This window comes from Sphingobium terrigena (assembly GCF_003591655.1).
Classification (GTDB): Bacteria; Pseudomonadota; Alphaproteobacteria; order Sphingomonadales; family Sphingomonadaceae; genus Sphingobium; species Sphingobium terrigena.
Map to the genome: position 1 here is coordinate 54,607 of NZ_QVRA01000008.1, position 24,165 is coordinate 78,771.

The 24,165-nt window shown below is 65.2% G+C and carries 25 protein-coding genes; 14 read left to right on the plus strand and 11 right to left on the minus strand.

Annotation, left to right across the window (positions count from 1 at the left end):
• Positions 1-76: 76 nt before the first annotated feature.
• The 3 genes from D0Z70_RS10760 to D0Z70_RS10770 are packed head-to-tail and all read right to left on the minus strand — an operon-like array spanning position 77 to position 2,520.
• Positions 77-1,441, minus strand: a complete 1,365-nt coding sequence (locus tag D0Z70_RS10760; RefSeq protein ID WP_119746189.1) for a sensor histidine kinase — start codon at positions 1,439-1,441, stop codon at positions 77-79.
• A 10-nt stretch (positions 1,442-1,451) separates the two neighbouring features.
• Positions 1,452-2,132 carry a winged helix-turn-helix domain-containing protein gene (locus tag D0Z70_RS10765; RefSeq protein ID WP_119746191.1) on the minus strand — a complete coding sequence of 227 codons (681 nt, stop codon included), beginning with the start codon at positions 2,130-2,132 and terminating at the stop codon, positions 1,452-1,454.
• On the minus strand, positions 2,101-2,520 hold the full coding sequence (locus D0Z70_RS10770) for a PDZ domain-containing protein (RefSeq protein WP_119746193.1): 420 nt from the start codon (positions 2,518-2,520) through the stop codon (positions 2,101-2,103). Before D0Z70_RS10770 ends, D0Z70_RS10765 begins: the two co-directional genes overlap by 32 nt.
• Before the next feature lie 130 nt (positions 2,521-2,650).
• Here D0Z70_RS10770 and D0Z70_RS10775 point away from each other — a divergent pair, with 130 nt between their 5' ends.
• The 4 genes from D0Z70_RS10775 (at position 2,651) to D0Z70_RS10790 (ending at position 7,901) form a co-directional block, all read left to right on the plus strand.
• A complete protein-coding gene (locus tag D0Z70_RS10775) occupies positions 2,651-3,385 on the plus strand; it encodes a virulence factor (RefSeq protein ID WP_239018876.1) in 735 nt (244 codons plus the stop codon).
• 3 nt (positions 3,386-3,388) lie between these two features.
• The gene (locus D0Z70_RS10780) at positions 3,389-3,796 is read left to right on the plus strand and encodes a DUF2147 domain-containing protein (RefSeq protein ID WP_119746197.1); all 408 of its coding nucleotides are present in this window, start codon (positions 3,389-3,391) and stop codon (positions 3,794-3,796) included.
• 7 nt (positions 3,797-3,803) lie between these two features.
• Entirely contained in the window at positions 3,804-6,368 is a 2,565-nt protein-coding gene (mprF, locus tag D0Z70_RS10785; protein ID WP_119746199.1) for a bifunctional lysylphosphatidylglycerol flippase/synthetase MprF, read from the plus strand.
• Between the two features lie 99 nt (positions 6,369-6,467).
• Positions 6,468-7,901 carry an AcvB/VirJ family lysyl-phosphatidylglycerol hydrolase gene (locus tag D0Z70_RS10790; protein WP_119746201.1) on the plus strand — a complete coding sequence of 478 codons (1,434 nt, stop codon included), beginning with the start codon at positions 6,468-6,470 and terminating at the stop codon, positions 7,899-7,901.
• Positions 7,902-7,911: 10 nt separating this feature from the next.
• Here the strand turns inward: D0Z70_RS10790 and D0Z70_RS10795 are convergent, their stop codons facing one another.
• Positions 7,912-8,727 (minus strand): HpcH/HpaI aldolase/citrate lyase family protein, encoded by an 816-nt coding sequence (locus D0Z70_RS10795; protein WP_119746203.1) that lies wholly within the window; start codon positions 8,725-8,727, stop codon positions 7,912-7,914.
• A 77-nt stretch (positions 8,728-8,804) separates the two neighbouring features.
• On the opposite strand from D0Z70_RS10795, the gene D0Z70_RS10800 reads away from it, so the two are divergent.
• From D0Z70_RS10800 to D0Z70_RS10810, 3 genes are all read left to right on the plus strand, one after another.
• Complete coding sequence (locus D0Z70_RS10800) at positions 8,805-9,776, plus strand: SPFH domain-containing protein (RefSeq protein ID WP_119746435.1); 972 nt, start codon at positions 8,805-8,807, stop codon at positions 9,774-9,776.
• A gap of 169 nt (positions 9,777-9,945) precedes the next feature.
• Positions 9,946-10,383: an NfeD family protein gene (locus D0Z70_RS10805; protein WP_119746205.1), complete on the plus strand. Its 438-nt coding sequence runs from the start codon at positions 9,946-9,948 to the stop codon at positions 10,381-10,383.
• A gap of 138 nt (positions 10,384-10,521) precedes the next feature.
• Complete coding sequence (locus D0Z70_RS10810) at positions 10,522-11,592, plus strand: type I restriction endonuclease (RefSeq protein ID WP_119746207.1); 1,071 nt, start codon at positions 10,522-10,524, stop codon at positions 11,590-11,592.
• Positions 11,593-11,758: 166 nt separating this feature from the next.
• Here the strand turns inward: D0Z70_RS10810 and D0Z70_RS10815 are convergent, their stop codons facing one another.
• Both D0Z70_RS10815 and D0Z70_RS10820 read right to left on the minus strand, forming a co-directional pair.
• Complete coding sequence (locus D0Z70_RS10815; RefSeq protein ID WP_119746209.1) at positions 11,759-12,211, minus strand: DUF2442 domain-containing protein; 453 nt, start codon at positions 12,209-12,211, stop codon at positions 11,759-11,761.
• The gene (locus D0Z70_RS10820; protein WP_182913927.1) at positions 12,208-12,435 is read right to left on the minus strand and encodes a DUF4160 domain-containing protein; all 228 of its coding nucleotides are present in this window, start codon (positions 12,433-12,435) and stop codon (positions 12,208-12,210) included. Before D0Z70_RS10820 ends, D0Z70_RS10815 begins: the two co-directional genes overlap by 4 nt.
• A 75-nt stretch (positions 12,436-12,510) precedes the next feature.
• Between D0Z70_RS10820 and D0Z70_RS10825 the strand changes: the two genes are divergently transcribed.
• Both D0Z70_RS10825 and D0Z70_RS10830 read left to right on the plus strand, forming a co-directional pair.
• Positions 12,511-12,972 carry a hypothetical protein gene (locus D0Z70_RS10825; RefSeq protein WP_119746212.1) on the plus strand — a complete coding sequence of 154 codons (462 nt, stop codon included), beginning with the start codon at positions 12,511-12,513 and terminating at the stop codon, positions 12,970-12,972.
• Positions 12,973-13,057: 85 nt separating this feature from the next.
• Positions 13,058-14,887 carry a DUF885 domain-containing protein gene (locus D0Z70_RS10830; RefSeq protein WP_119746214.1) on the plus strand — a complete coding sequence of 610 codons (1,830 nt, stop codon included), beginning with the start codon at positions 13,058-13,060 and terminating at the stop codon, positions 14,885-14,887.
• 155 nt (positions 14,888-15,042) lie between these two features.
• Here the strand turns inward: D0Z70_RS10830 and D0Z70_RS10835 are convergent, their stop codons facing one another.
• The 3 genes from D0Z70_RS10835 to D0Z70_RS10845 form a co-directional block, all read right to left on the minus strand.
• Positions 15,043-15,861 (minus strand): ferredoxin--NADP reductase, encoded by an 819-nt coding sequence (locus D0Z70_RS10835; RefSeq protein WP_119746439.1) that lies wholly within the window; start codon positions 15,859-15,861, stop codon positions 15,043-15,045.
• Positions 15,862-16,023: 162 nt separating this feature from the next.
• Complete coding sequence (locus D0Z70_RS10840) at positions 16,024-16,341, minus strand: hypothetical protein (RefSeq protein WP_119746441.1); 318 nt, start codon at positions 16,339-16,341, stop codon at positions 16,024-16,026.
• Between the two features lie 115 nt (positions 16,342-16,456).
• Positions 16,457-18,061 (minus strand): phosphoenolpyruvate carboxykinase, encoded by a 1,605-nt coding sequence (locus tag D0Z70_RS10845; RefSeq protein WP_119746443.1) that lies wholly within the window; start codon positions 18,059-18,061, stop codon positions 16,457-16,459.
• Positions 18,062-18,101: 40 nt separating this feature from the next.
• Between D0Z70_RS10845 and D0Z70_RS24910 the strand changes: the two genes are divergently transcribed.
• The 5 genes from D0Z70_RS24910 to D0Z70_RS10865 all read left to right on the plus strand — a co-directional run bounded on the left by D0Z70_RS24910 (position 18,102) and on the right by D0Z70_RS10865 (position 22,609).
• Positions 18,102-18,332, plus strand: a complete 231-nt coding sequence (locus tag D0Z70_RS24910) for a hypothetical protein (protein WP_182913928.1) — start codon at positions 18,102-18,104, stop codon at positions 18,330-18,332.
• Positions 18,329-19,033, plus strand: coding sequence for a response regulator transcription factor (locus tag D0Z70_RS10850; protein WP_119746216.1), 705 nt, complete (start codon positions 18,329-18,331; stop codon positions 19,031-19,033). Before D0Z70_RS24910 ends, D0Z70_RS10850 begins: the two co-directional genes overlap by 4 nt.
• The gene (locus D0Z70_RS10855; protein WP_119746218.1) at positions 19,002-20,600 is read left to right on the plus strand and encodes an ATP-binding protein; all 1,599 of its coding nucleotides are present in this window, start codon (positions 19,002-19,004) and stop codon (positions 20,598-20,600) included. The genes D0Z70_RS10850 and D0Z70_RS10855 overlap by 32 nt, the downstream gene beginning before the upstream one ends.
• A gap of 63 nt (positions 20,601-20,663) precedes the next feature.
• Entirely contained in the window at positions 20,664-22,160 is a 1,497-nt protein-coding gene (locus D0Z70_RS10860; RefSeq protein WP_119746220.1) for an ABC transporter substrate-binding protein, read from the plus strand.
• 26 nt (positions 22,161-22,186) lie between these two features.
• The gene (locus tag D0Z70_RS10865) at positions 22,187-22,609 is read left to right on the plus strand and encodes a DUF4112 domain-containing protein (protein ID WP_119746222.1); all 423 of its coding nucleotides are present in this window, start codon (positions 22,187-22,189) and stop codon (positions 22,607-22,609) included.
• Between the two features lie 3 nt (positions 22,610-22,612).
• Here the strand turns inward: D0Z70_RS10865 and D0Z70_RS10870 are convergent, their stop codons facing one another.
• Together D0Z70_RS10870 and nadC are read right to left on the minus strand one after the other, a co-directional pair.
• The gene (locus D0Z70_RS10870) at positions 22,613-23,317 is read right to left on the minus strand and encodes a ribonuclease T2 family protein (RefSeq protein ID WP_119746224.1); all 705 of its coding nucleotides are present in this window, start codon (positions 23,315-23,317) and stop codon (positions 22,613-22,615) included.
• The gene (nadC, locus tag D0Z70_RS10875; RefSeq protein WP_119746226.1) at positions 23,310-24,158 is read right to left on the minus strand and encodes a carboxylating nicotinate-nucleotide diphosphorylase; all 849 of its coding nucleotides are present in this window, start codon (positions 24,156-24,158) and stop codon (positions 23,310-23,312) included. Before nadC ends, D0Z70_RS10870 begins: the two co-directional genes overlap by 8 nt.
• Positions 24,159-24,165 lie beyond the last annotated feature (7 nt).

Here is a 24,165-nt window from a genome sequence, read left to right on the forward strand (position 1 = left end):
AGTCGGCATCGGGTGTCCCCCTGTTGACCCGACCCCGGCTCCCGTCGCTCGGATATGGCCTTACTGCTATCCGCCTCTAAGCCTGCCGCCTGAGCAGCATTTCCACGGCAAAATATTCGTCGCGACGGTCGAAGCGCACGTCCCCTCCGTGCATCCGGGCCACCGCCGCGACGAGAGAGAGGCCGAGGCCCGCCCCTGCTATCCCCCTGGCAGGGTCCAGACGCCCGAAGCGGCGCAATGCCTCGGCCTCTCGTTCGGGCGCGATGCCGGCCCCTTCGTCCGCCAGCCCGACGATAATCTCGTCCCCTTCGCCCTTCAGATACAGCGTCATCGTCCCCGCCCCATATTTGAGCGCATTGTCAATGAGGTTCGCCAGCGCCTGCCCCAGCAGTTCGCGATGGACCGGCAGCGTTGCGGGATGCGCGATCGATATGGCCAGCAAACGCCCCTGTTCCTCGCTCACTGGTTCGTACAGTTCGCCCATATCGATCAGCATGGCGGCCAGATCGGTCGCGACGAAGCGATCCCGCCCGATTCCCGCCTCCATCCGGCTGACCTCCAGCGCGGTGGCGAGCATGGCCAGCAACTGGTCGGCCTCCCGGCTGATCCCGTCGATCGCCTCGCGCAGCACCGCCGGATTGTCCGACTGCATCGCCCGGTCGATCCGGGTCCGCAACCGGGTCAATGGCGATCGCAGGTCATGGGCGATGCTGTCCGTGACGGTGCGCAATTCGGCCAGCAGCGCGCCGATCTGATCGAGCATCCGGTTGATCGTGCGGCCCAGCGTGTCGAAACTGTCGCCCGATCCGTCGAGCGGCACGCGCCGGTCGATCTCCCCTGCCCCAACCCGTGCGGCGGTGGCGGCGATATGCCCGATCCGCCGGTCGATGATATGGACCACAAGCCATGCGGCGACGATGGCCAGGGGCAGCGCCATCAGCAATGCGGTCAACAGCGTGCGTTCCACCGTCTGGCGGATCTGGTCGCTGTCATCTGTGCTTTCACCCACCAGCAGGCGAGCGCCGTCCCGCAACCGGGTCGCGGTGATCGTATAGGGGGCAGCGTCGGTGTCGCCGATGCGATAGAGCTTCGCCGTGACCCCGGCGGTATCGGCGGGAATGACCGGCGGCCAGCCCGAAAGATTGCCTGCGATCCGGCGGCCATCGGCTTGCGCCAGCAGCAACACGGCGTCGCTTTCGTCCTGCGCATGGGCGGTGACGGCGCTGGCCAGCGCCTGGCGGCCTTCCTGCCGTTCGATTTCCAGCAAAGTGTCGCGCGTATCGCGCGCGATGGCATTGTCCGCTGCGTCCAGACTGGCGTGGACCAGTTGCGTGACCGACAGTAACAGCGCACCGCCAAAGACCAGTTCCAACAGCAGGATCAGGCCGATGAAGCGCGCATGGGACGATCGCAGCCAGCGCAGGGCACGGTTTGCGGTCATGCGGCCCGCCTCATTCGCCCAACCGGTAGCCCGCGCCGCGCACGGTATGGATCAGGGGTTGGTCGCTATCGGCATCGACCTTGCGACGCAGGCGGCTGATATGGACGTCGATGACATTGGTGCCGGGGTCGAAATGATAATCCCATACCCCTTCCAGCAACATCGTCCGGGTGACGACCTGTCCGGCATGGCGCATCAGATATTCGAGCAGGCGAAACTCGCGCGGTTGCAGGTCGATGGCGCGTTCGCCGCGCTTCACCTCGCGCTTGAGCAGGTCCATGCGCAACGTGGCGCAGGTGAGGACAGTCTCGACATGAGTGCCGCTCCCCCGCCTGCGCATCAGCAGTTCAAGGCGGGCAAGCAGTTCGGCAAAGGCAAAGGGCTTGACCAGATAATCGTCCGATCCCGCGGTCAGCCCCGTCACCCGGTCATCGACCGATCCCAGCGCGGACAGCAGGATGACCGGCGTTTCGATCCCCGCCGCCCGCAGCGCGCCGAGCACCGCCAGCCCGTCCATGCCCGGCAGCATCCGGTCGAGGATGATCGCGTCATAGCCACCGTCGGTCGCCATGAACAGGCCGTCGCGACCATTGGCCGCATGGTCGCCGACATGGCCATGTTCGGCCAGCCCCTTGCGTATGAAGTCGGCGGTCGTCCGGTCATCCTCTACCAGCAAAATCTTGCGACCCATGGGAATGATCCTTCTCACCAATGCTGGCCTTGCCGCACTGCCAGATTATCGCCCGATAGGGAATGCCGTGGCGGTCGAGCATGAGCGGCATGGTGCAATGGCCCGGCGCGCGCACCAATTTGCGCGCCGCCTCCAGCGTCACCATCGGTCGGCCCGCCATACCGGTCAGCTGGTCCCCGACCTGAATACCATGGCGATCGGCGATGCCGCCGCTGCGCAGGCTGGTCACGACGATGCGGTGGCGGTCATCCTCGCCCAAGGTCAGGCCCATGGCATCGCTGACGGCTGTGGGGGATGAAGGCGCGCGCGCCAGCCGGGTCGCCAACAGCGGCGCAAAGGACGCCAGCACTATGGCGGCCGCGTAGAAAGGGCGGGCGGACCAGATCATGCCCCCCTTCTAGCCACCACCGTCTGTCGCCGCGCTGTCCGCTACATGACATAGAGTTCATGCAAAGGTCACCGACCCGATGGATAGAGGGGCGCAGAAGGACGACGATAACAGAGCAGAGGTCCGACCGATGATGCGCAGGCGTAACAGGCGATGGATGGTGGCCGTCGGCGCGTTGGTGGTGGCGATCCTGCTGGAATTTCTCTGGATCGGCTATCTGGGGGGTGGTCTTTTCACGCCGATGCGCCCTGTCCCTTATCATCCCCGGCCGGGCGCACCGGTCGCGATCCTGTGGTCGGGCGACATGGGATTTCGCGTCGGGATGGCGCCCGATGTCGCGGCCAGGCTGGTCGCCGACGGCGTGCCGGTCGTCGGCGTCAATTCGCTGCGCTATTTCCGCACGACCCGAACAGCATCCGATGCCTCAGCCCTGCTGGAGGCGGCGATCGGCCAGGCGCACAGGATCAACCCCAGGGCGCATCTGATGCTGGTCGGCCAATCCTATGGCGCGGACATGCTGCATGTTGCGCTCAGCCAGCTGCCGCGCGCCGAGCGGTCATCGATCGGGCTGGTGGCGCTGGTGGTGCCGGGGGCGGCGGTCGAATATAGGGCATCGCCATCGGAAATCTTCACCTTCGCCATGGCGGAGTCCGACGCGCTGCCGACCGCGCGTCAGCTGAGCTGGACGCCCTTGCTCTGTATTCAGGGGCGCGACGAGACGGCGAGCCTGTGTCCCTTGCTGCATCAACCCAACGCCCAGTCGGTCGCATTGCCCGGAGGCCATCGGCTGAACGGCGATGTCGATGCGGTTTATGCCATGTTGCGCGCGGCGATGATCCGCGCCCACCTTATCGGAAGGGCGTGACCCATGCCGCGCCTCCGCCCGTGGCTGATTTTCGCCGGAGCGTTGCTGCTGCCGCAGGCTGCCATTGCCATGGCCCCGATCGAGGGCAATTGGGTCAACCCGCATGGCAGCGTGGTGGTGACGACGGGCGCCTGCCGCGATGCGCTATGCGGCTGGGTTCGCTGGGCCGACGCCCACGCCACCGCCGATGCAGCCGACGCGGGCGTCACCCATCTGGTCGGCACCGCATTGCTCCAAAATTATCATTCCCGCGGGCCGGGGCGATGGGCCGGCTATGTCTTTGTGCCCGACCGGGGCCGCAGCTTTTCCTCGACGATCGAGCAACTCGACGCCGATCGATTGAAGATATCGGGCTGCCTGCTGCGCGGCTGGCTGTGCAAGAGCCAGATCTGGACGCGACAGAGGGGGTGAGGACAGCATGATCGATCGCATGACGGCAACCCGCCTGTTCCAGCGGTATCGCATGACCCTCTCGGTCGGCATCGTTCTGCTGCTGGCCGCTTTGGGTTTCGTGGCGCTCGACCATCTGTTGCAGGATGTCCGCCTGCATCAGGTCCGGCTGGCCTGGCATATGCTGCCCACCGCCAGCCTGCTGGCGGCGGGGGCGCTGACGGCGATCAGCTATCTGACGCTGACGCTGTATGACGTATCGGCATTGCGGGCGATCGGCCGACCGCTCCCCTATCGCACAGCCGCCCTGGCATCCTTCACCAGCTACACGCTCAGCCATAATCTTGGCCTGTCGCTGCTGACCGGCGGGTCGGCGCGCTACCGTATCTACAGCGCGGCGGGCCTGCCCTTCAGCGATATCGCCCGCGTGGTGATGATCGCGAGCGCGACCTTCTGGAGCGGGGTGCTCGTGCTGGCGGGCGCGATGCTGGTGTGGCGTCCGCAGGTCATGGCGATCGGCGCGCTGGCGGGATCGGCGGAGCTGCTGCGGGCGCTGGGCATCGTGCTGCTGCTGGCGATGGCGGGCCTCGTCGCCTGGACAGGGCCGCGCGGACGCACGATCCGGCTGCGCGGCTGGAGCGCGCCGGTCCCGCCCGCGACGGGTATCATGGCGCAGATCGGCATCGGCGCGATAGACCTCGCCGCCGCCAGCGCCGCGCTGTTCGTCCTGGTCCCCGGCATCGGCCTCGACCAATGGCCCGCCTTCTTCATCGGCTATACGCTGGCGATCATCGCCGTCCTCATCACCCATGTGCCCGGCGGCATTGGCGTGTTCGAAGCGGTGATGCTGGCCGCACTGCCCGGCACGGGACGGCCTGAACTGGTCGCGGCGCTGCTCGCCTATCGCCTGATCTATTATGTCGCGCCTTTGCTCTTCGCCATCATGATCGTCCTGTTGCAGGAGGGCAGCCGATGGCACCGGCCGATCGCGCGCACACTGATCGGGATGCGGGCCGTCGCATCCGGCCTTGCGCCCATGATGATGGCCGCGCTCGTCTTTCTGGGCGGCGCGGTGCTGCTGGTGTCGGGATCGCTGCCGACCGTGCCGGGCCGGGCCGCAACGCTCTCCACCCTGCTGCCCCTGCCCTTTACCGAAATATCGCATCTCGCGGGCAGCCTCGTGGGCGCGGCGCTGCTGATCCTGTCGTCTGGCCTTTATCGGCGGCTGGACGGGGCCTTCTGGCTGACGCGCCTGTTGTTGATCGCAGGCGCGGCCTTTTCGCTGCTCAAGGGGCTGGATTATGAGGAAGCGGTCGTAATGCTCCTCATCGCGGGCGCGCTGCAATGGACCCGCCCCGCCTTTTATCGCCGAACGCACCTGCTGGCCGAAGCCTTCTCGCCGGGCTGGCTGGCGACCGTCGCGGTGATGGTCGGCCTGTCGATCTGGATCGGCTTTTTCGCCTATAAGCATGTCGATTATCAAAATGACCTGTGGTGGCAATTTGCCCGCCGTGGGGATGCGTCGCGTTTCCTGCGGGCCAGCTTTGCCGTGGCGATCCTGCTGACGGGCGTCGCGTTCCTGCGCCTTTTCCAGCCTGCCGCGCCCGCCCGGCAGGATGTCAACGCTGCCGTCGCGCCAAGTGACGCGGCCATGGCGCTGGCCCAGCGGACCGACGCCAATCTGGCCCTGACCGGCGACAAGCGCTTCCTGCTGTCGGCGACGGGCCAGGCCTTCCTGATGTATCAGATACGCGGCCATAGCTGGATCGTGATGGGCGATCCTGTCGGCGCAGTTGCGGAATGGAGCGACCTGCTCTGGACCCTGCGCGAACAGGTGGATGCCGCGCAGGGCCGCCTGTTGCTTTATCAGATCAGTGCCGCCGCCCTGCCGCTGGCGATCGAACTGGGGTTGCAGATCACCAAATATGGCGAAGAGGCGCATGTCCCGCTCGACCGCTTCACGCTGGAAGGGCCGGACGCCAAGCCATTGCGCTACGCCGAACGGCGCGCAACGCGCGAAGGCGCGACCTTCGCCATCGTCGCGGCCGCCGACCTGCCTTACATCATCGACGAACTGGCGGAGATTTCGGCGCACTGGCTGGCTGCCAAGCGGCATCGGGAAAAGGGGTTCAGCGTCGGCCGCTTCGATCCCGCCTATCTGGCGCATTTCGATTGCGCAGTCGTGCGCGTGCGGGGACGGATCGTCGCCTTCGCCAATATATGGAAAACGCAGGACCAGTCGGAACTGTCGGTCGATCTGATGCGCCACCGCGACGACATGCCCTATGGCACGATGGATTTTCTGTTCATCCATCTGATGCAATGGGGGCAGGCGCAGGGCTATGCCTGGTTCAACCTTGGCATGGCGCCGCTTTCGGGGCTGGACGCGCGGCGGCTGGCCCCCTTCTGGTCGCGGCTGGGGGCGATGCTCTATCAGCATGGCAATGCGCTCTACGGCTTTGAAGGCCTGCGCGCCTATAAGGAGAAATTCTCGCCCGAATGGGATGCGCGCTTCGTCGCCGGACCGCAGGGCCTGACCTTCGCCCGCACCCTGATCGATCTTCAGGCGCTGATCGGCAGCGGCGGCGGATAGGGTAAAGACCGATAAGTGACGAACTTGTCATCCGCCCGTAAATGGCAGGACGGTTGCGTCGGCCCATCATGCCTGCCGGTTGAAACGGGGTTGCCGGTCATGCGCAGGATCATTCGGACCATCTCTTCCCTCATCGCCGGCGGCTTGCTGGTCGCCACCGGGGTCGGCGCGCCGGTCAGCGCTTTAGCGGACAGGCGGGTGACGGTGTCCGCCGATAGCCTCGCACCATTTGGCGGAATCCGCCTCTATCGCCCCGGCGACCCACCCCGCGCGACGGCCCTGTTCCTGTCCGGGGATGGCGGGTGGAACGCAGGCACGGCCGCCATCGCCCATGATCTGGCGGAGCGCGGCATATTGGTGGCGGGCGTATCCACCCCCACCTTCCTGCGCGCGCTGGAGCGGGGCCGGGAGCGCTGCATCAATCCCAACTATGCGCTGGTCGCACTGGCGCGCGATGTCCAGCATCGCGCTGGCGTCCGGGCCTATATGAAGCCCATCATCATCGGCTATTCGGCAGGCGCGACGCTTGCCTATGCCAGTCTGGCGCAATGGCCCGACGGCGCCTACCGCGCCGTCATATCGCTGGGTTTCAGCGCGGACATGCCGGGCCGCAAGCCCTGGTGTTCTGCACCGGGCTTTACCGCCCACGCCATTACAAAGCCCAGCCGCGGCTGGCTGTTCGCCGCCAACCGCCGGATCAGCCTGCCCTGGATCGTGGTTCAGGGTCGGCGCGACACGGTGGTCGATTTTGCCGCTGCCCGGCGCTTCGTCGCGGACGTGCCGCACGCCCGCCTGATCGACCTGCCCCAGGGCGATCATGGCTTTGCCGACCGCACCCGCTGGATGCCCCGCCTGATGGCCGCGCTGGGGCCGATGCGTGTGCCCGTCGACGCCGCCACTGTCGCCGACCTGCCCCTGACCGTCTTGCCGCCAGCCAGGCGCGGCGACCATGACGACAGGATGGCGGTCATCTATTCGGGCGACGGCGGCTGGGTCGGGCTGGACCGCGACATCGCCAGCCAGCTGGCGGCCAAGAGCATCCCGGTCGTCGGCATCGACAGCCTGTCCTATTTCTGGAGCCAGCGCACGCCAGCGGGCGCGGGGCAGGATCTGCGCCACCTCATTGCGGCCTATAGCGCGCGCTGGCACCGGCCCCGCGTCATGCTGATCGGCTACAGTTTCGGCGCGGATGTGCTGCCCGCGATCGTCGGCACGCTCGACCCGCAGACGCGCGACCATATCGCCAGCCTGTCGCTGCTGGGGCTTGGCCCGACCGCCGATTTTCAGTTCCACCTCGCCTCATGGCTCAACCTCGATTCGGCCCAGGCCCAGCCGACCGTGCCTGCGATCATGCGCCTGCGCGACCTCCCCATCCGCTGCATCCGCGGCACTCTGGAGGAAGAAAGCGCCTGCCCGGCCATTCCGCGCCGCTTCGCAACGCAGATCATCGTGCCGGGCGGCCATCATTTCGGACGCAATGCCGCGCTGCTCGCCACCATCGTCCTGGCCCCGTCAGCGCGACAGAGGGTGTGACGCGAAAGCCCTATCCCCCCACCGCGTCCGCCCGTGCGACCAGCGCGCGCGCTTCCTCGACATGCATCGCCTCGATCATCCGCCCCTCGAACCGCTCCGCCCCGCCGGTCGCCGCCTCGATCAGCCGCCGCGCGTCGGCCAGCGCCTGCGCGTCCGGTCCGAACACACCGTTTGCCACCGCCACCTGCGCGGGATGGATCAACGTCTTGCCGTCAAAGCCCAGCGCGTGGCCCGCCGCACATTCCGCTGCCAACCCATCCAGATCATCCAGCCGGTTATAGACCCCGTCGAACACCGCGATCCCCGCCGCCCGCGCCGCCAGCAGCACCGCCTGCATCGCATGGCTCAGCCCCTCGCGCCCCGCGCCCGCCGGTATGCCAAGGTCGCGGCGCAGGTCGTTCACGCCCATGAACAGCCCCGCGCACCCCTCGCCCGCCGCGATTCCCGGCGCGGCCAGCACGCCCTTGGCGCTCTCGATCATCGCGATCACCGGTTTTTGCGCCACGCTGAACACATCGCGCACCTGTTTGGCGCTTTCCACCTTGGGCAGCACGACATAGTCCACCGCCGCCCCCTTCATCGCGACCATCTCGGCCCCGTGCCAGGGCGTCCCCTCGACATTGATCCGCACGCCGGTCAGCCGCGGCCCGAACCCCTCGGCCAGCGCCGCCACGGCCCCGGCGCGCGCGGCTTCCTTGGCATCGTCCGGCACCGCATCCTCCAGGTCGAGGATCACCATGTCGCACGGCAGCGTCCGCGCCTTGGCGATGGCGCGCGGGTTGGACGCGGGCAGGAACAGCAGCGAACGGGCATGGCGCAGCAACATGGGCAGACTCTCCTCGGTTTGACTTTCCCCGTTAACGAATAAGGCGCATAGTCCAAGCCTCTTTCGGGGAGACCATGATGCTGACGACCTTCGCCCTCACCCTCACCGCGCTCGTCCTCTTCTACCTCGCCGTCAGTGTGAAGGTGGTGCGGCAGGGCTATCAATATACGATCGAACGGTTCGGCCGCTTCACCGAAGTCGCCCGCCCCGGCCTCAATTTCTATCCCGCCTTCTTCTACGCCGTCGGGCGCAAGATCAACATGATGGAGCAGGTGGTCGACATTCCGGGGCAGGAAATCATCACCAAGGACAATGCCATGGTGTCGGTCGATGGCGTCGTGTTCTTCCAGGTGCTGGACGCGGCCAAGGCGGCCTATGAAGTCTCCGAACTCTATGTCGCGATCATGCAGCTCGCCACCACCAACCTGCGCACCGTCATGGGATCGATGGACCTCGACGAAACCCTGTCCAAACGCGACGAGATCAACGCACGGCTGCTCTCGGTGGTCGATCATGCCACCAACGCCTGGGGCATCAAGATCACACGCGTAGAGCTGAAGGACATCCGCCCGCCCGCCGACATCGTCAACGCCATGGGCCGCCAGATGAAGGCCGAACGCGAAAAGCGCGCCAACATATTGGATGCCGAAGGCGCACGCGCCGCCGAAATCCTGCGCGCCGAGGGGGAGAAGCAGGGCCAGATCCTGCAAGCCGAAGGCCGCCGCGAAGCCGCCTTCCGCGACGCCGAAGCCCGTGAGCGCGAGGCGGAGGCCGAAGCCAAGGCGACCCAGATGGTCTCCGACGCGATTTCAGCCGGCAACCCGCAGGCGCTCAATTATTTCATCGCCCAAAAATATACCGAAGCCGTCAGCCAGTTCGCCACCAGCCCGAACGCCAAGACCATCCTCTTCCCGGTCGAGGCCACCCAGCTGATCGGCACGCTCGGCGGCATCGGCGCGCTGGCGAGGGAAGCGCTTGGCGGCGACAATGCGCCAACGCCCCCTGCCCCAGCGCCCAGACGCGGCCCCTTCGGCCAGAGCCAAGGGTAAGCGCGATGGGTGCGGCCAACGCTCTTAGCCCCTCCCCTTTAGGGGAGGGGTCGGGGGTGGGGGCGTGCCCCAGACGCAGTTCTACGACGATAACCCCCACCCCAACCCCTCCCCTGAAGGAGAGGGGCTTGAAACGTCCTCCCCAACCCAACCCCCGGACCCCCACCCCATGACCCTCTCCACCCTGCTCGAAGATCATTGGGCCTGGCTGGTCCTCGCCGCCTTGCTGGGGATCGCCGAAGTGATGATCCCCGGCGTGTTCCTGATCTGGATCGCCATCGCCGCCGCCATCACCGGTCTGACCGCGCTGGCGCTGCCGATCGGCCTGCCCCTGCAACTGCTGATCTTCGCAGGCTTGAGCATCGCCGCCGTCTGGGCCGGTCGCCGCTGGTACACCGACCACCCCGTCGCCTCCACCGACCCCCTCCTCAACGACCGCACCGCCCGCCTGATCGGCCAGACCGTCACCGTGGTGGAGCCGATTGTGGGCGGCGAAGGCCGCGTCAAAGTCGGCGACAGCGTCTGGACCGCGGCGGGCGCGGACGCAGCGGTCGGCACACGGGTGCGCGTGATCGCGGCTGAGGGGACGGTGTTGCGGGTGGAGTGAACAAGAATATTCGCCCTGAAAAGTCGAATGCGCATCAAGCGATACGCGGGCCAGAGATTACTTTTAAATATGTTGCTCCATCGACTTGCCGAGCCATGATTTTATCGGCAATCTGATTGAAACACAGGGGAATAACAGATGGACTTCGCTTCTCGCTTAGCTGAGCTTCAAAAGCGCACAATCGAGCATCGCGAGGTACTACTGACCGAAGAAGCTGCAAAAACAGCGCTGGTCATGCCCTTCCTCCAATCGCTTGGCTACGACGTCTTTAATCCAAAAGAGGTTGTACCAGAGTTCACAGCTGATGTCGGAATTAAGAAAGGCGAGAAAGTCGATTATGCCATCTGCCAAGAAGGCAAAGTGAACATTCTCATTGAGTGCAAGCCATCTACCGCCGAGCTAAACGTCAATCATGCGTCGCAGCTATTTCGTTACTTCAGCGTCACGGACGCCCGCCTCGCCATCCTGACCAACGGTGTGCATTATCAATTTTTCTCGGACGTCGAGAAGCCGAACAAGATGGATGAGCGGCCATTTTTTACGTTCAGCATGGAAGCCATCAAGCCTTCTGATATTCGAACGCTAGAAAAATTCGCCAAGGCGGATTTCGACATCGAGAAGATCATTCTGGAAGCAGGCCATCTCAAACTTCAATCGCTGCTCCGTAAGGCGATTGAACAAGAATTTGCTGAGCCATCGGATGAATTTGTAAGGGTTTTCGCTGCACGCGTGGTTGAAGGACGCCTGACGCCAGCAGCGAAGGAAAATATTGCACGGATAATGCCCAACACGATTGCGACGATAATCAGGGACAAGGTTAACGAGCGATTGGCTTCGGCATTGAATGCTTCCACGCCCACAATGGCTGAACCCGAAGAGGCTGATCCACCGGCGCCGGATGAAGCGATCCTCACCACACAAGAAGAGCTGAGTGGCTTTCATATCGTCCAAGCCATAGCCTCACGGCTTGTCGATCCAAAACGCATTGTAATTCGTGACAGCAAATCATATTGTGCGATCCTGCTTGATGATAACAATCGCAAAACGATCGCAAGATTGTGGTTCAACTCCCCTACAACGCGCTACTTTGGTACATTTCAGGGGAAGGAAGAAACTCGGCATCTTGTGCCTGATCTTACCAGTATCTATCAATTCATGGGCGAGATTGAAGCGCGTCTGCGTGAACTTGACGAGACTATTCTCACATAGTTCAGACATAACCGAACTGTTCGACCATGCAGTTCCCCGGCGAAGGCCGGGGTCCAGATCCGACCGTGGGACTGGACCCCGGCCTTCGCCGGGGAACTGAATTTCAAGGCTGCTGTTAGGCGCGGTTTGATGGTCGCTTGCAGAACGGCTCTCTCCGCATCACCCTTCAAGCCGCTCGCCCCAACCCCTCGCTCACTTCCCACCCCCGACAGGCCAGCAAGATCGCCCTCGGCACCTTCTTCTCGCCATTGGAATAATAGGCTACCATCCGGCGCGACACGCCCAGCGCGTCCGCCGCTTTCGACAGCGACAGGCCATGGCGCATCCGCCACTCGATGAAGGCGCGCGCATCGCCATGACCGGTGGCCGACAGCGCTTCGAGCCACAGAAAATCCGCCCCTATCTCCACGCCGCAGGGCCAGGACAGGCTATGGCCCCAATCGCCGACTTCGACCTGCGCAAAGGCATCAGCCTCGCGCAAGGCCGCAAAGGCGCGATCCCCCAGAACGGGGCCAAGATCAACGTCAACGGCTATGCCGTCCGACCAGTCCAGATGCAGCGACGCAGCCCCAGTCGCGCGCACGGCGGTGATGGTGCGGCTCTTGTCGGTGATGGTCATCCGTTCAACTCCTGCCATGTCTGCATCAGCAACGCCTGATGGGGCCGCGCCCAATCCAGCGCCTCGGCCAAAACCGCCGCTGGCACCGTGCCGACGATCAGGTCGAAGGACGCGATCGATACCGAGCAGCGAAAGTCCGGGCCTTCGATGTGAAAATGCGGCACGCCATGGTCGCGGCCATAGACCGCAATCTTCCAGCGCGAACCGCGAAACATCGTGACCATAGGTCCATGGTAGTGCAACTATTGCACCATATCAACCCCTGTCCTACAACCCGCCTCCCATGCCATGCTCCCCGTATGCCCGACTCTCCCGATCTTCTCCGCTTCACCCCGGTCCCGCTCCAGCGCCGCGCGCGCGGCTGGACGCCTGATGCGCAGGCGGCATTTATCGCCGCGCTGGCCCAGTGCGGTATCGTCGCGCACGCGGCGCGCAGCGTGGGCTGTTCGCCACGCTCGGCCTATCATCTGCGCGCGCGGCCCGGCGCGGACAGTTTCGCCGCCGCGTGGGACTGGGCGATCGAAATGGGGCTGGACGCCGCGCGGGATCGCGCCATGGCGCTGATCCATGATGACGCGCCGCGCCCGCTCTTCCGGCGCGGGCGGGAGGTTGGCTATCGCACCGGGCCGGACCATCGCATCATGTTCGCGGCGCTGCGGTCGCTGGCGGGCGACGTGGAGGGGCAGCGCGCCCGCATGCCCCATCGCCTGCGGATCGACCAGCGCGAAGCGGCGGAACAGCCACCCAGCCATTTGTTATGATCTGTCGCCAATAGGAAATATCATGTCGCATTTACCGGGAAATATGCGAAGTTAAGCGGCGAATATCCTATCCCGGAGCATTTGCATGACCGCCACTCGCCGCGATTTCCTTGTCGCCGGTTCCTCCGCCTTCGCGCTGGCCGCCCTGCCCGCCCGCGCCGCCACCGAAACACCAGACGCCCGCGCCGAAGCGACCCTCGCCACCATGGCCGAAGCGATGCTGGTCGACGCGCCCGAAAGCGCCAGCGGGCTTGGCATCGACACCGGCCCCCGCGCCACGCTCAAGCATCGGCTCGGCAATAAAAGCCCGGCGGGTCAGGCGCAGATCGCCGCCCATGTGACCGATCGGCTGAGCAAACTCCGCGCCATCGATCTTGCCCCGCTCTCCCCCGTCACCCGCACCAATGTGGAGGTCACCCGCGCCGCGCACGAACTGGCGGCGGAAGGGTTCGCCTTCCCCTTTGGCGACATGGCGATGATGAACAGCAACTGGTCCTACCGCAACGCGCCCTATGCCGTCGCGCAAAACACCGGCAGCTTTGTCGAGACCCCCGATTTCCTCGATAGCAACCACGCCATCGCCACCTCCGCCGATGCCGACGCCTATCTCGATCGCCTCACCGCCTATGCCGCCAATCTGGCGGGCGAGACGGAGCGGCTGCGCCATGACGCAGACATTGGCGTCTCCGCTCCCGCCTTCCTGCTCGACAAGAGCATCGCCCAGATGGAGGCGGTGCGCGCCCTGCCGCTCGACCAGTGGGTGCCGGTCGCCTCCATCGCCCGCCGCACTGCGTCCATGCCCGGCGACTATGCGGCGAAGGCGCTCCAGATCGTCCGCACCAAAGTCGCCCCGGCGCTGGCCGCGCAGGTCGCCTTACTCAAACGCCAGCGCGCCACCGCCACCATGGACGCAGGCGTGTGGAAGCTGCCGCAGGGCGAGGCCTATTATGCCTGGGCGCTCAAAGCCGGGACGACCACCACCATGACCCCGGACGAAGTGCATAAGCTAGGTCTGGAGCAACTCGCGGCGCTCCAGTCCGAAATGGACGGCCTGCTCAAGGGTCTGGGCATGACCCAGGGGACCGTCGGCGAACGCATGACCGCGATGGGCAAAGACCCGCGCTACCTCTTCCCCAATGACGATAGGGGGCGGGCGCAGATCCTGGCCTATATTGATGGCCGCCTGACCGACATCCGCACCCGCCTGCCCCGCGCCTTCGCCACGCTGGTCCCCGCCAAATTGATCGTCAAGCGCGTGCCGGTGGAGATAGAGGCGGGCGCGCCCGGTGCCTATGCCGGGGCCGGCTCCATCGACGGATCGATGCCGGGCAATTATTATATCAACCTGCGCGATACCAGCATCTGGCCGCGCTACGGCCTGCCGACGCTCACCTATCATGAAGGCATCCCCGGCCATATCTGGCAGGGCGAATATACGTATAAGCTGCCGCTGATCCGGTCCCTGCTCGCCTTCAACGCCTATAGCGAGGGCTGGGCGCTTTATGCCGAGCAGCTGGGCGACGAGCTGGGTGCCTATGACGGCGATGTCGCGGGAAGGCTGGGCTATCTCCAGTCGATCGCCTATCGCTGCTGCCGTCTGGTGGTGGACACTGGCCTCCACGCCAAGCGCTGGACGCGGGACCACGCCATCCACTGGTTCGCCACCACCAACGGCTCGACGGTCGAGGATGTGCAGGGCGAGGTGGATCGCTATTGCGCCTGGCCGGGCCAGGCCTGCGGCTACCAGGTCGGCCATGGCGAAATCAACCGCCTGCGCACCATGGCGAAAGCCACGCTGGGCGACCGCTTCGACTTCCGCCTGTTCAACGACGCCGTGGTCAAGGGCGGCGGCGTGCCGATGACCGTGCTGGCGGGCCATGTCGAGGCATGGGTCGAGGGGCGGAAGGGCGGTTAAAATCTAGAAACTACGTGCTCCCGCGCAGGCGGGAGTCCAGTCCCGCCGTTTCAACTGGGCTCCCGCCTGTGCGGGAGCACGCTGTTTCAACCCCATGACGAAAAAAGGCCGGAGGATCGCTCCCCCGGCCCTGTCCTACGCTGCTGCGCTATGCTTTACCCCACAAATGCCCGTTCGATCACGAACTGCCCCGGCGCCGCATTGGAGCCTTCAGTAAAGCCATTGGCCTCGAACCAGGCCGCGAACTGCTTGATCATTTCCATGCTGCCGCACATCATGATCCGGTCGGTTTCGGGGTCGAACTTCGGCGCGCCCGGAATCCCCTCGAACAGCACGCCGCTCTCGACGAGCTTGTCGATCCGCGCAGTGTGGCCATCGAAAGGTTCGCGGGTCACGGTCGGCACATAATGGAACTGGCCGGGCGCCTGTTCGGACACCAGCGGATCTTCCGCCCATTTGGAGTCCAGCTCCTCGCGGAAGGCCAGATCGCTCACCCGGCGCACCGAATGGACCGCGACGACCTGCTCGTAAAATTCATACACGTCCGGGTCGCGCGACAGGCTGAGGAACGGGGCAAGGCCCGTCCCGGTCGACAGCATGAACAACCGCTTGCCCGGCAACAGCGCGTCGGTCACCAGCGTGCCGGTCGGCTTGCGGCCCAGATAAATCTGGTCGCCCGGCTCGATCAGCTGGAGCTTGGACGTCAGCGGACCATCCTCGACCTTGATCGACAGAAATTCCAGCTCCTCGTCCCACGAAGGACTGGCGACCGAATAGGCACGCAGCAGCGGCTTGCCATTCTCGCCCTTCAGGCCGATCATGACGAACTCGCCGGAACGGAAGCGGAAGCTGGCCGGGCGGCTGATGCGGAAGCTGAACAGATGCTCGTTCCAGTGCCGCACCGACAGCACCGTTTCCACGCTCAGCGCGCCGGTGGGTTCCAAGTGCGGCTTTTCGATCGTCACGTCGGTCAAGACCTTCTTCCTTGCCATCTATGCGCGCCCGCCAGGCGGACAACGCCAGTTGCGTATCGTTCGCAACAACTGATATCAGCCGCGAATGGAGCCAACGCCGCATGAAGGCAAGGCGAAAAAAACTTGGGGGGCCGATAGCTGACCCCCGCCGCCATCAGCATTTCAGCCGAACAGCCCCTTGGCCAGGCCGCCCAGTTCATTGAGCGGATTGCCGTCGCCATCGCGATCGAACATCCCGCCAAGCTTGCCCAATATCGCTTCGGGACCGCCGAACTGGCCCAGCAATTCCTGTAACTTGTCCGCCGACACGCCATGTTCCGCCGCCGTCTCCGCCAGCGCGGCCACGCTGGTTTCGCCCGACCCGATCTTGCCGCTGATTTCGGTCATCAAGCCCTGCATCTGCTCCGGCGTCACGCCGATCTGCGCCGCGATCGCTTCCAGACCGCCTACCTTGCCGATAAGATCGTCGAACATGCCCATCATCGTCACTCCTGCTTCATCACGGCGCGCAGCATAGCATCGTTACGCATGTGCAAAAAGAAAAAGGGCCGGAAGGATCGCTCCCCCCGGCCCCGATTTTCACGATTGCGCCGGATCAGGCGGCGACGGTCAGCGCCGCGCTGCGGACGCCTTCATCGACATGATCCTCAAACTGCGCGAAATTGTCGACGAACTGCTTGACCAGCACGGCGGCGGTTTCGTCATAGGCATTGGCGTCCGCCCACATCGCGCGCGGATCCAGGATGGTCGATTCGACACCAGCGACCGCCACCGGCACGTCGAAGCCGAAATTGGGATCGGTGCGGAATTCGGCCTGATTGAGGCTGCCGTCGAGCGCGGCGTTCAGCAGCGCGCGGGTGACCTTGATCGGCATCCGCTTGATCCCCGGCATCGTCGCCTTGCCACCGGCCCAGCCGGTGTTGACCAGCCAGCAGGTAACCCCGCCCTTGTTGATCCGCTCTTTCAGCAGATTGCCATAGACGCTGGGGTGACGCGGCATGAAGGGCGCGCCAAAGCAGGTCGAGAAGGTCGCGGTCGGCTCGGTCACGCCGATCTCGGTGCCAGCAACCCGCGCGGTGTAACCCGACAGGAAGTGATACATCGCCTGTTCCGGGGTCAGCCGCGCGATCGGCGGCAGGACGCCATAGGCATCAGCGGTCAGGAAGATGATATTCTTGGGGACCGGACCCAGATTCTTTTCCGACGTGTTGGGGATGAAATCGATCGGGTAGGAACCGCGGCTATTCTCGGCCAGGCTATTGTCGTCCAGGTCGATCTCGCGAGTCTCCTCGTCGATCACGACATTTTCCAGCACCGTGCCGAACCGCTTGGTGGTGGCAAAAATCTCCGGCTCGGCCTCGGCCGACAGGTTGATCATCTTGGCGTAGCAGCCACCTTCGAAATTGAACACGGCGGTGTCCGACCAGCCATGCTCGTCATCGCCGATCAGCGTGCGGCTGGCGTCCGCCGACAGGGTCGTCTTGCCCGTGCCGGACAGGCCGAAGAACACAGCCGTGTCGCCGTTCGGACCAATATTGGCCGAACAATGCATCGGCATCACGCCCTTCACCGGCAGCAGATAGTTGAGGATGCCGAACACCGACTTCTTCATTTCACCGGCATAGGCGGTGCCGCCGATCAGGATCAGCTTCTCGGTGAAGTTGACCGCCACCACCGTCTCGCTGCGGCAGCCATGACGCGCCGGATCAGCCTTGAAGGTTGGCAGGTCGATGATCGTATATTCGGGGGCAAAGTCCACCAGTTCATCGGCGGTGGGACGCACCAGCAGGGTGCGGATGAACAGATTGTGCCAGGCACGTTCGTTGATGACGCGCACATTGACGCGATGTTCAGGCTGCGAACCGCCGAACAGGTCGGCGACATAGAGCGTGTCTTTCTCGCCCAGCGCCTTGAAGAAATCGGCCTTCAACGCAGCGAACTGCTCCGGCGTCATGCCGCGATTGGTATCGCCCCACCACACCGTCGATTCGGTTTCGGCGTCGCGGACGATGAACTTGTCCTTGGCGCTGCGGCCGGTATGCTTGCCGGTCTTGACCACCAGCGGGCCGTCCTTCGACAAAATGCCTTCGCCGTTGCGGATCGCCGCCTCGACCAAAGGCGCAGTACCGAGATTCCAGAACTGGGTGGCATGGGTGGAAATGCCCTGGTCGGCCAGGGTGATTGAGGATTTGGCCTGCACGCCTTTGCTCCTGAATATAAAATGTCGTGTCGCACATTTGATGTTTTTTGCGACCGATCCGCCCCTCTGCGCCACCGGTCTGTCGGGCAGCGTCATTCTTGCAGACAAACGGGCAATAGAGGCTTGGACCAAAATCGTCAAATCCCCGTCCGGGGATACTGTCCCGAATATCGACGGTTATGCCGCATCCCCGTCGTCACCGCCTTTCTTGCAGGCGCGCGCCGCATGGTCTAACGCTCTGCCCCACATGATCAGCTGGGAAACCGCATGACTGCAACCATCGCCCTGGTGGATGACGACAAGAATATCCTGACGTCCGTGTCGATCGCGCTCCAGACCGAAGGCTTCATGACGCGGGTCTATTCCGATCCCGAAGGGGCGCTGAAAGCGTTGCTCGACAATCCCGCCGATCTGGCCGTGTTCGACATCAAGATGCCGCGCATGGACGGCCTTGAACTGCTGCGCCGCCTGCGCGAAAAAAGCGCCATGCCGGTCATTTTCCTGACGTCCAAGGCGGACGAGCTGGACGAAGCGCTGGGCCTGGCGATGGGCGCGGACGACTATATTTCCAAACCCTTTTCCCAGCGGCTGCTGATCGCCCGCATCCGCGCGATCCTGCGTCGCGCTGAAGTCAGCCGCACCCCCGAAACCCCCGACCAGCCGGTCGCCGACCCCATCATCCGCGGGCGGCTGGAAATGGACCCGGCACGCCACCGGGTGAAATGGAACGGGCAGGACGTGACCCTGACCGTCACCGAATTTCTCATCCTCGAAACGCTGGCCGCCCGCCCCGGCGTGGTCAAGAATCGCAACCAGTTGATGGACGCCGCCTATCAGGATGACGTCTATGTCGACGACCGCACCATCGACAGCCATATCAAGCGGCTGCGGCGCAAATTCCGCGAGGTAGATTCCGATTTCAACGCAATCGACACACTCTATGGCGCCGGATATCGCTTCTCCGAAGAGTGACGGCCTGGGTGCTGACGGCCTGCGCTGGTCCGGGCGGATCAGCCTCACGCCGCGCATCCTGGCCGTCAACGTCTTTGCGCTGGCGCTGCTGGCGGGGGGATTTTTCTATCTCGACAGCTATCGCACCCGCATCGTCGACGCCCGGCTGGAACAGTCCGCGCGGGAGCTGCAATTGCTGGCGATCGGGCTGGAAAGCGCGCCGCCCGAACGGCAGGGCCAGCTGATCGCCGCCTATGCCCGCCAGACCGGCGACCGGGTGCGCCGCTACGCCCCCGATGGCCACCGCCTGTCCGACAGTTTCGCCATGGACGCGCCGCGCTATCGCCTGCGCCAGCCGTCGGAAGAAGGCTGGCAGCGCCATGTTGCCCGTTTCCTGGACAAGGCGATGGACCGGGTCGTGTCGGCTGACCGTCCCCCCGACTTTACCGAACCGACCGTCGATCGCGCCGATGCCTGGCCCGAAGTGCAACTGGCGCGCAAGACCGGACGACCGCAGGCGGTCAACCGCTATGCCCCCGACCGGACCTTCGTGATTTCGGCCGCCATGGTGATGCGCGATGGCACCAGCCTGCTGGCGACCGAAAATGCCCGCGACATCACCCGCACCGTCCGCGCCGAACGGCTGCGGCTGGGCATGGTGCTGGCCGTGGCGGCGCTGGCGTCGGTATTGCTCTCGCTGTTCCTGGCGCGCACCATCGTGCTCCCGCTCCAGCGCCTCGCCCGCGCCGCCGTGCGGGTGCGGCTGGGCCGGGCGCGGCAGGTCACCGTGCCGCGCCTGCCCGAACGGCGGGACGAAATCGGGATGCTGGCGCGCGCTTTGTCGGACATGAGCCAGGCGCTGCGCCAGCGGATCGACGCGACCGACGCCTTTGCCGCCGATGTCAGCCATGAGCTTAAAAACCCCATCGCCTCGCTCCGCTCCGCCCTCGATGCACTCGACCGGGTCGAGCGGCCCGACCTGCGCGCGCAGCTGATGGCGATCGCGCAGGACGATGTCCGCCGCCTCGACCGGCTGGTCACCGACATTGCCGAAGCCTCCCGCGTCGATGCCGAACTCTCCCGCACCCGGTTCGAGCCGATCGATCTGGGCCAGCTGATCGAAAAGATCGTTGTCGCCCATGAAGCGCGCGGCGTGCCGCGCGGTGTCCGCCTCGCCTTCGCCCGCCCGCGCAAGGATGTCGCGGTCGTGCTGGGCGAAGAACAGCGGCTGGTGCGCGTGCTGGAAAATCTGATCGACAATGCCATTTCCTTCTCGCCGGACGGCGGACTGGTTCAGGTGGTCGCGACCGTGGCGGACGATCAGGTGCTGGTCAGTGTCGAGGATGAAGGACCGGGCGTCCCGGAATCGGAGCGCGAACATGTGTTCCGCCGGTTCCACAGCGTCCGCCCCGAAGGCGAAAGTTTCGGCAAACATTCCGGCCTTGGCCTGGCCATCGCCCGCTCCATCATCGACGGCCATCAGGGCCGCATCAGCATCGCCGACCGGCAGGACGCCCAGAGCGGCGCCTGCTTCATCCTGCACCTGCCCATGGCGGTGGCGCGCGATCCCGGCATGGTGTCGGAATGATCGCCATCGCCCGGCCATGGCGGTTGGCGACGGCCCGATAGCGGGCTAGGGTAGCGGGCCATCATGTCGACCGTGCCCATCCCCCGTCGGCGCTTCCACCGCCTTGCCCTTGCCGCGCTGCCCGGCCTGCTTGCGCTCCTTGGCGGCTGCTCCAGCGAGAGCAACGACCCGGTTGTCGTCAGCGTGGTGGGCGACCGGGATGATTTCGCCAAGCCCTTGCAACATCTGCCCGATCCCGGTGCCAAGCTGATCCTGGAAGCGACCGCGCAAGGGCTGGTCGCGTTCGACGCCAGTGGCGACATATTGCCCGCCCTCGCCCAGCGCTGGATCGTGGAAGATGACGGGCGCAGCTACATCTTCCGCCTGCGCCGCGCTTTCTGGGCCAATGGTGCGCGCGTCACCGCGCCCGACGTCGCGCGGATGCTGATGGCGCGGATCGAATCGCTGCGCCGCTTCGATCCCGACGGACCGCTGGACGCGGTGCAGGCCGTCATCCCGATGACCGGCGAAGTGATCGAAATCCGCCTCGCCGCGCCCCGTCCCCATATCCTCCAGATGCTCGCCCAGCCGCAAATGGCCATCCTCTCGCGCGACGGCGGCACTGGCCCTTATCGGCGCAAGATATGGGGCAAGGCGGTGATCCTGACCCCGGTCGACCGGCTGAGCGGCGGAGACGAGCCGGAAGACACGCCGGTCCCCGCCTGGCAGACGCGCGTCGTGCGTTCCGAACGGGCTGCGCTGGCGATCATACGCTTCCGCGAACGCCAGGCCGCGCTGGTGCTGGGCGGACGCCTCGCCGACCTGCCGCTGCTCGTGCCGGCGGGGATTGATCGCGATGCGGTGCGGGCCGATCCGGTGCAGGGCTTGCTGGGACTGGCGGTGACCGGCCGGGGCCGATTGCTGGACGATGACGGGGTGCGCGCCGCGATCAACATGGCGATCGACCGCAGCCAGATTCCCGCCCTGCTGCCGATCGGCGGCTGGGCAACCAGCAACCGCATCGTCCCCGACCAGCTTGACCTTGGCCGTCCACCGACCGAGCCGGAGTGGGCCGCGCTGTCGCTGGATGGGAGGCGCGGTCGGGCGAGTGCGGCTGTGGCTATCTGGCGCGACCAGCATGGCGACCCGCCGCCGCTGCGCATCGCCCTGCCGCAGGGTCCGGGCGCGACCCTGCTGTTCGGGCTGCTGCGCCGCGATCTTGGCGCAATCGGCTTGGCCGTCCGCCGCGTCCCCCTCACCAGCGACGCCGACCTGCGGCTGATCGACGAAGTCGCCGCCTATGACAGCGCGCTCTGGTATCTCGGCCGGGTTGGCTGCGCCCGCAAAATCCATTGCAGCAATGAAGCCGATGCCCAGCTTCAGGCGGCAAGCCTAGCCAGCTCAGCAGAGGAACGCACCGCCCGCATCGCCGAGGCCGAAGCACTGATGGTCGCGCATAATGGCTATATCCCGCTTGGCGCACCGATCCGCTGGTCGCTCGTGTCCAAGCGGCTCAACGGCTTCCTCCCCTCGCCCCGCGCGCGCCACCCATTGAACCATCTGTTCCGCCGCACCAATTAGAGTTGGTAACAGGAGACGCCTTGCCCATGCCGATTTCGCCCGATCCCGCAAAGGCCGATGCCCGCGCCATGCCGGGCTTTGGCCGCGACCCTGCTTCGGTGCGCCGTCGCGTCGAAACGATGGAGGAGGTGCTGGAGCGGCTGTTCGTCGTTCCTGGCATCAACCGCCCGGTCGGTATGGACAGCATCATCGGGCTGTTGCCGGTGATTGGCGACGTCATCACCGCATCGATGGGCATATGGATGGTCTGGGAAGCGCGCAATCTGGGCATGTCGAAATGGCAGCTGACCCGCATGTCCGCCAATGTCGGGATCGACACGCTGCTGGGCGCCATCCCGCTGGTCGGCGACCTGTTCGACTTTGCCTTCCGATCGAACAGCCGCAACCTGCGCATCATCCGCAAGCATCTGGACAAGCATCATCCCTCGACCGTGACGATCGACGGCTAGCGATTAGCGGGGCGCAATCCGCACATAGCTTGCGACCGGCGCCCCCCCCTGGTGCCGCGGACAACGGGCAAATTTCATCGCCCGGTCCATGCACAGCCACACTTCGCTCAACCAATTGTCCCGCATCGTCGTGACGCGCAGCATGTCCGGCTTCAACCCCCGATTGGCGCGCGCGAAGGCTTGCGCGAACTGCCCCACGGTCAAATTCCTGGTCCGCGCCAGCGCCCCCATGTCGGGATAGCGGATCGACTGGTAAAGGGCGCGCGACCGGTCGAAATATTGCGCCGGCTTGCTCGTCATGCAGGTGCCATGCTTGGCCCATTCATGCTGAATCAGCTGGACCGATGGCGTCGCGCACAGATTGTCCCGGATCACCGCGCGCGGCACCAAATCGGCCGCGCGGCAATATTGCGGCCACTTCTTGCCAAAACCATCGGGCCACAGGCCATGCAGGGTAAAGCCGAACCGGCCATTGCGCCCCCCGCACTGGAGCGCGCTGCGGCCACCCTTTGCTGTCGAACAATATTGCGGCGACCAGCTGAGCGCCAGCGTATAGCTGCCGATCGGCAGGATGCGCCGGGGTTCCTTGGCACTCGGCCCTTCAATGTCGGGCCGTTCGATCCGCGCGGGCGGGCTGCACTGGGTCGACTGCGCCAGCGCCGTCCCCGGCATCGCGATCAGCGCCAGCACGACCAGCCGCTCAAGCATAAGCGAAATCCAGCCCGATGTCCGCCGCAGGGGCCGACTGGGTCAGCCGCCCGACGCTGATATAGGTGACGCCGGTTGCCGCCTTCGCTCGGATCGTCTCCAGCGTCACCCCGCCCGACGCCTCGGTCGGCACCCGCCCGGCGACCAATGCCGTCGCCTGACGCAGCATCGCCGCATCCATATTGTCGAGCAGCAAATGCGTCGCCCCGGCGGCCAGCGCTGGTTCGATCTGGTCGATCCGGTCCACCTCGACAATGATCTGCTGTACCCCGGCAGCGACCGCGCGGCACACCGCTTCGCCGACCGACCCGGCCACCGCGACATGATTATCCTTGATCATCGCCGCGTCCCACAACCCCATGCGATGATTGGTCGCCCCGCCCATCCGCGTCGCATATTTCTCAAGGACACGCAGCCCCGGAATGGTCTTGCGCGTGTCGAGCAGCGTCGCGCCCGTCCCGGCGATCGCATCGACATAGGCCCGCGTCATCGTCGCGATGCCGCTCAGATGCTGGACCGTATTGAGCGCCGACCGCTCCGCCGTCAGCATCGCCCGCGCCTTCCCACGAATCCGCAAAATGTCGGTCCCGGCCGCAACCTGATCCCCATCCTGACGCAGTTGTTCAATCACCACATCAGGATCAAGCGCGCGAAAAAACGCCACCGCCACCGGCAACCCCGCCAGCGTCACCGCATCGCGCGTGTCCATCACCCCGTCGAACATCGCGTCAGCCGGAATCACCGCCTCGCTGGTGACATCGCGCCCGTCCGGGCCGAGATCTTCGGCGAGGGTGGAAGCAACGAAAGCGGCAAGGTCGAAATGGGGGAGGGAGAAGGTCATGGTCACG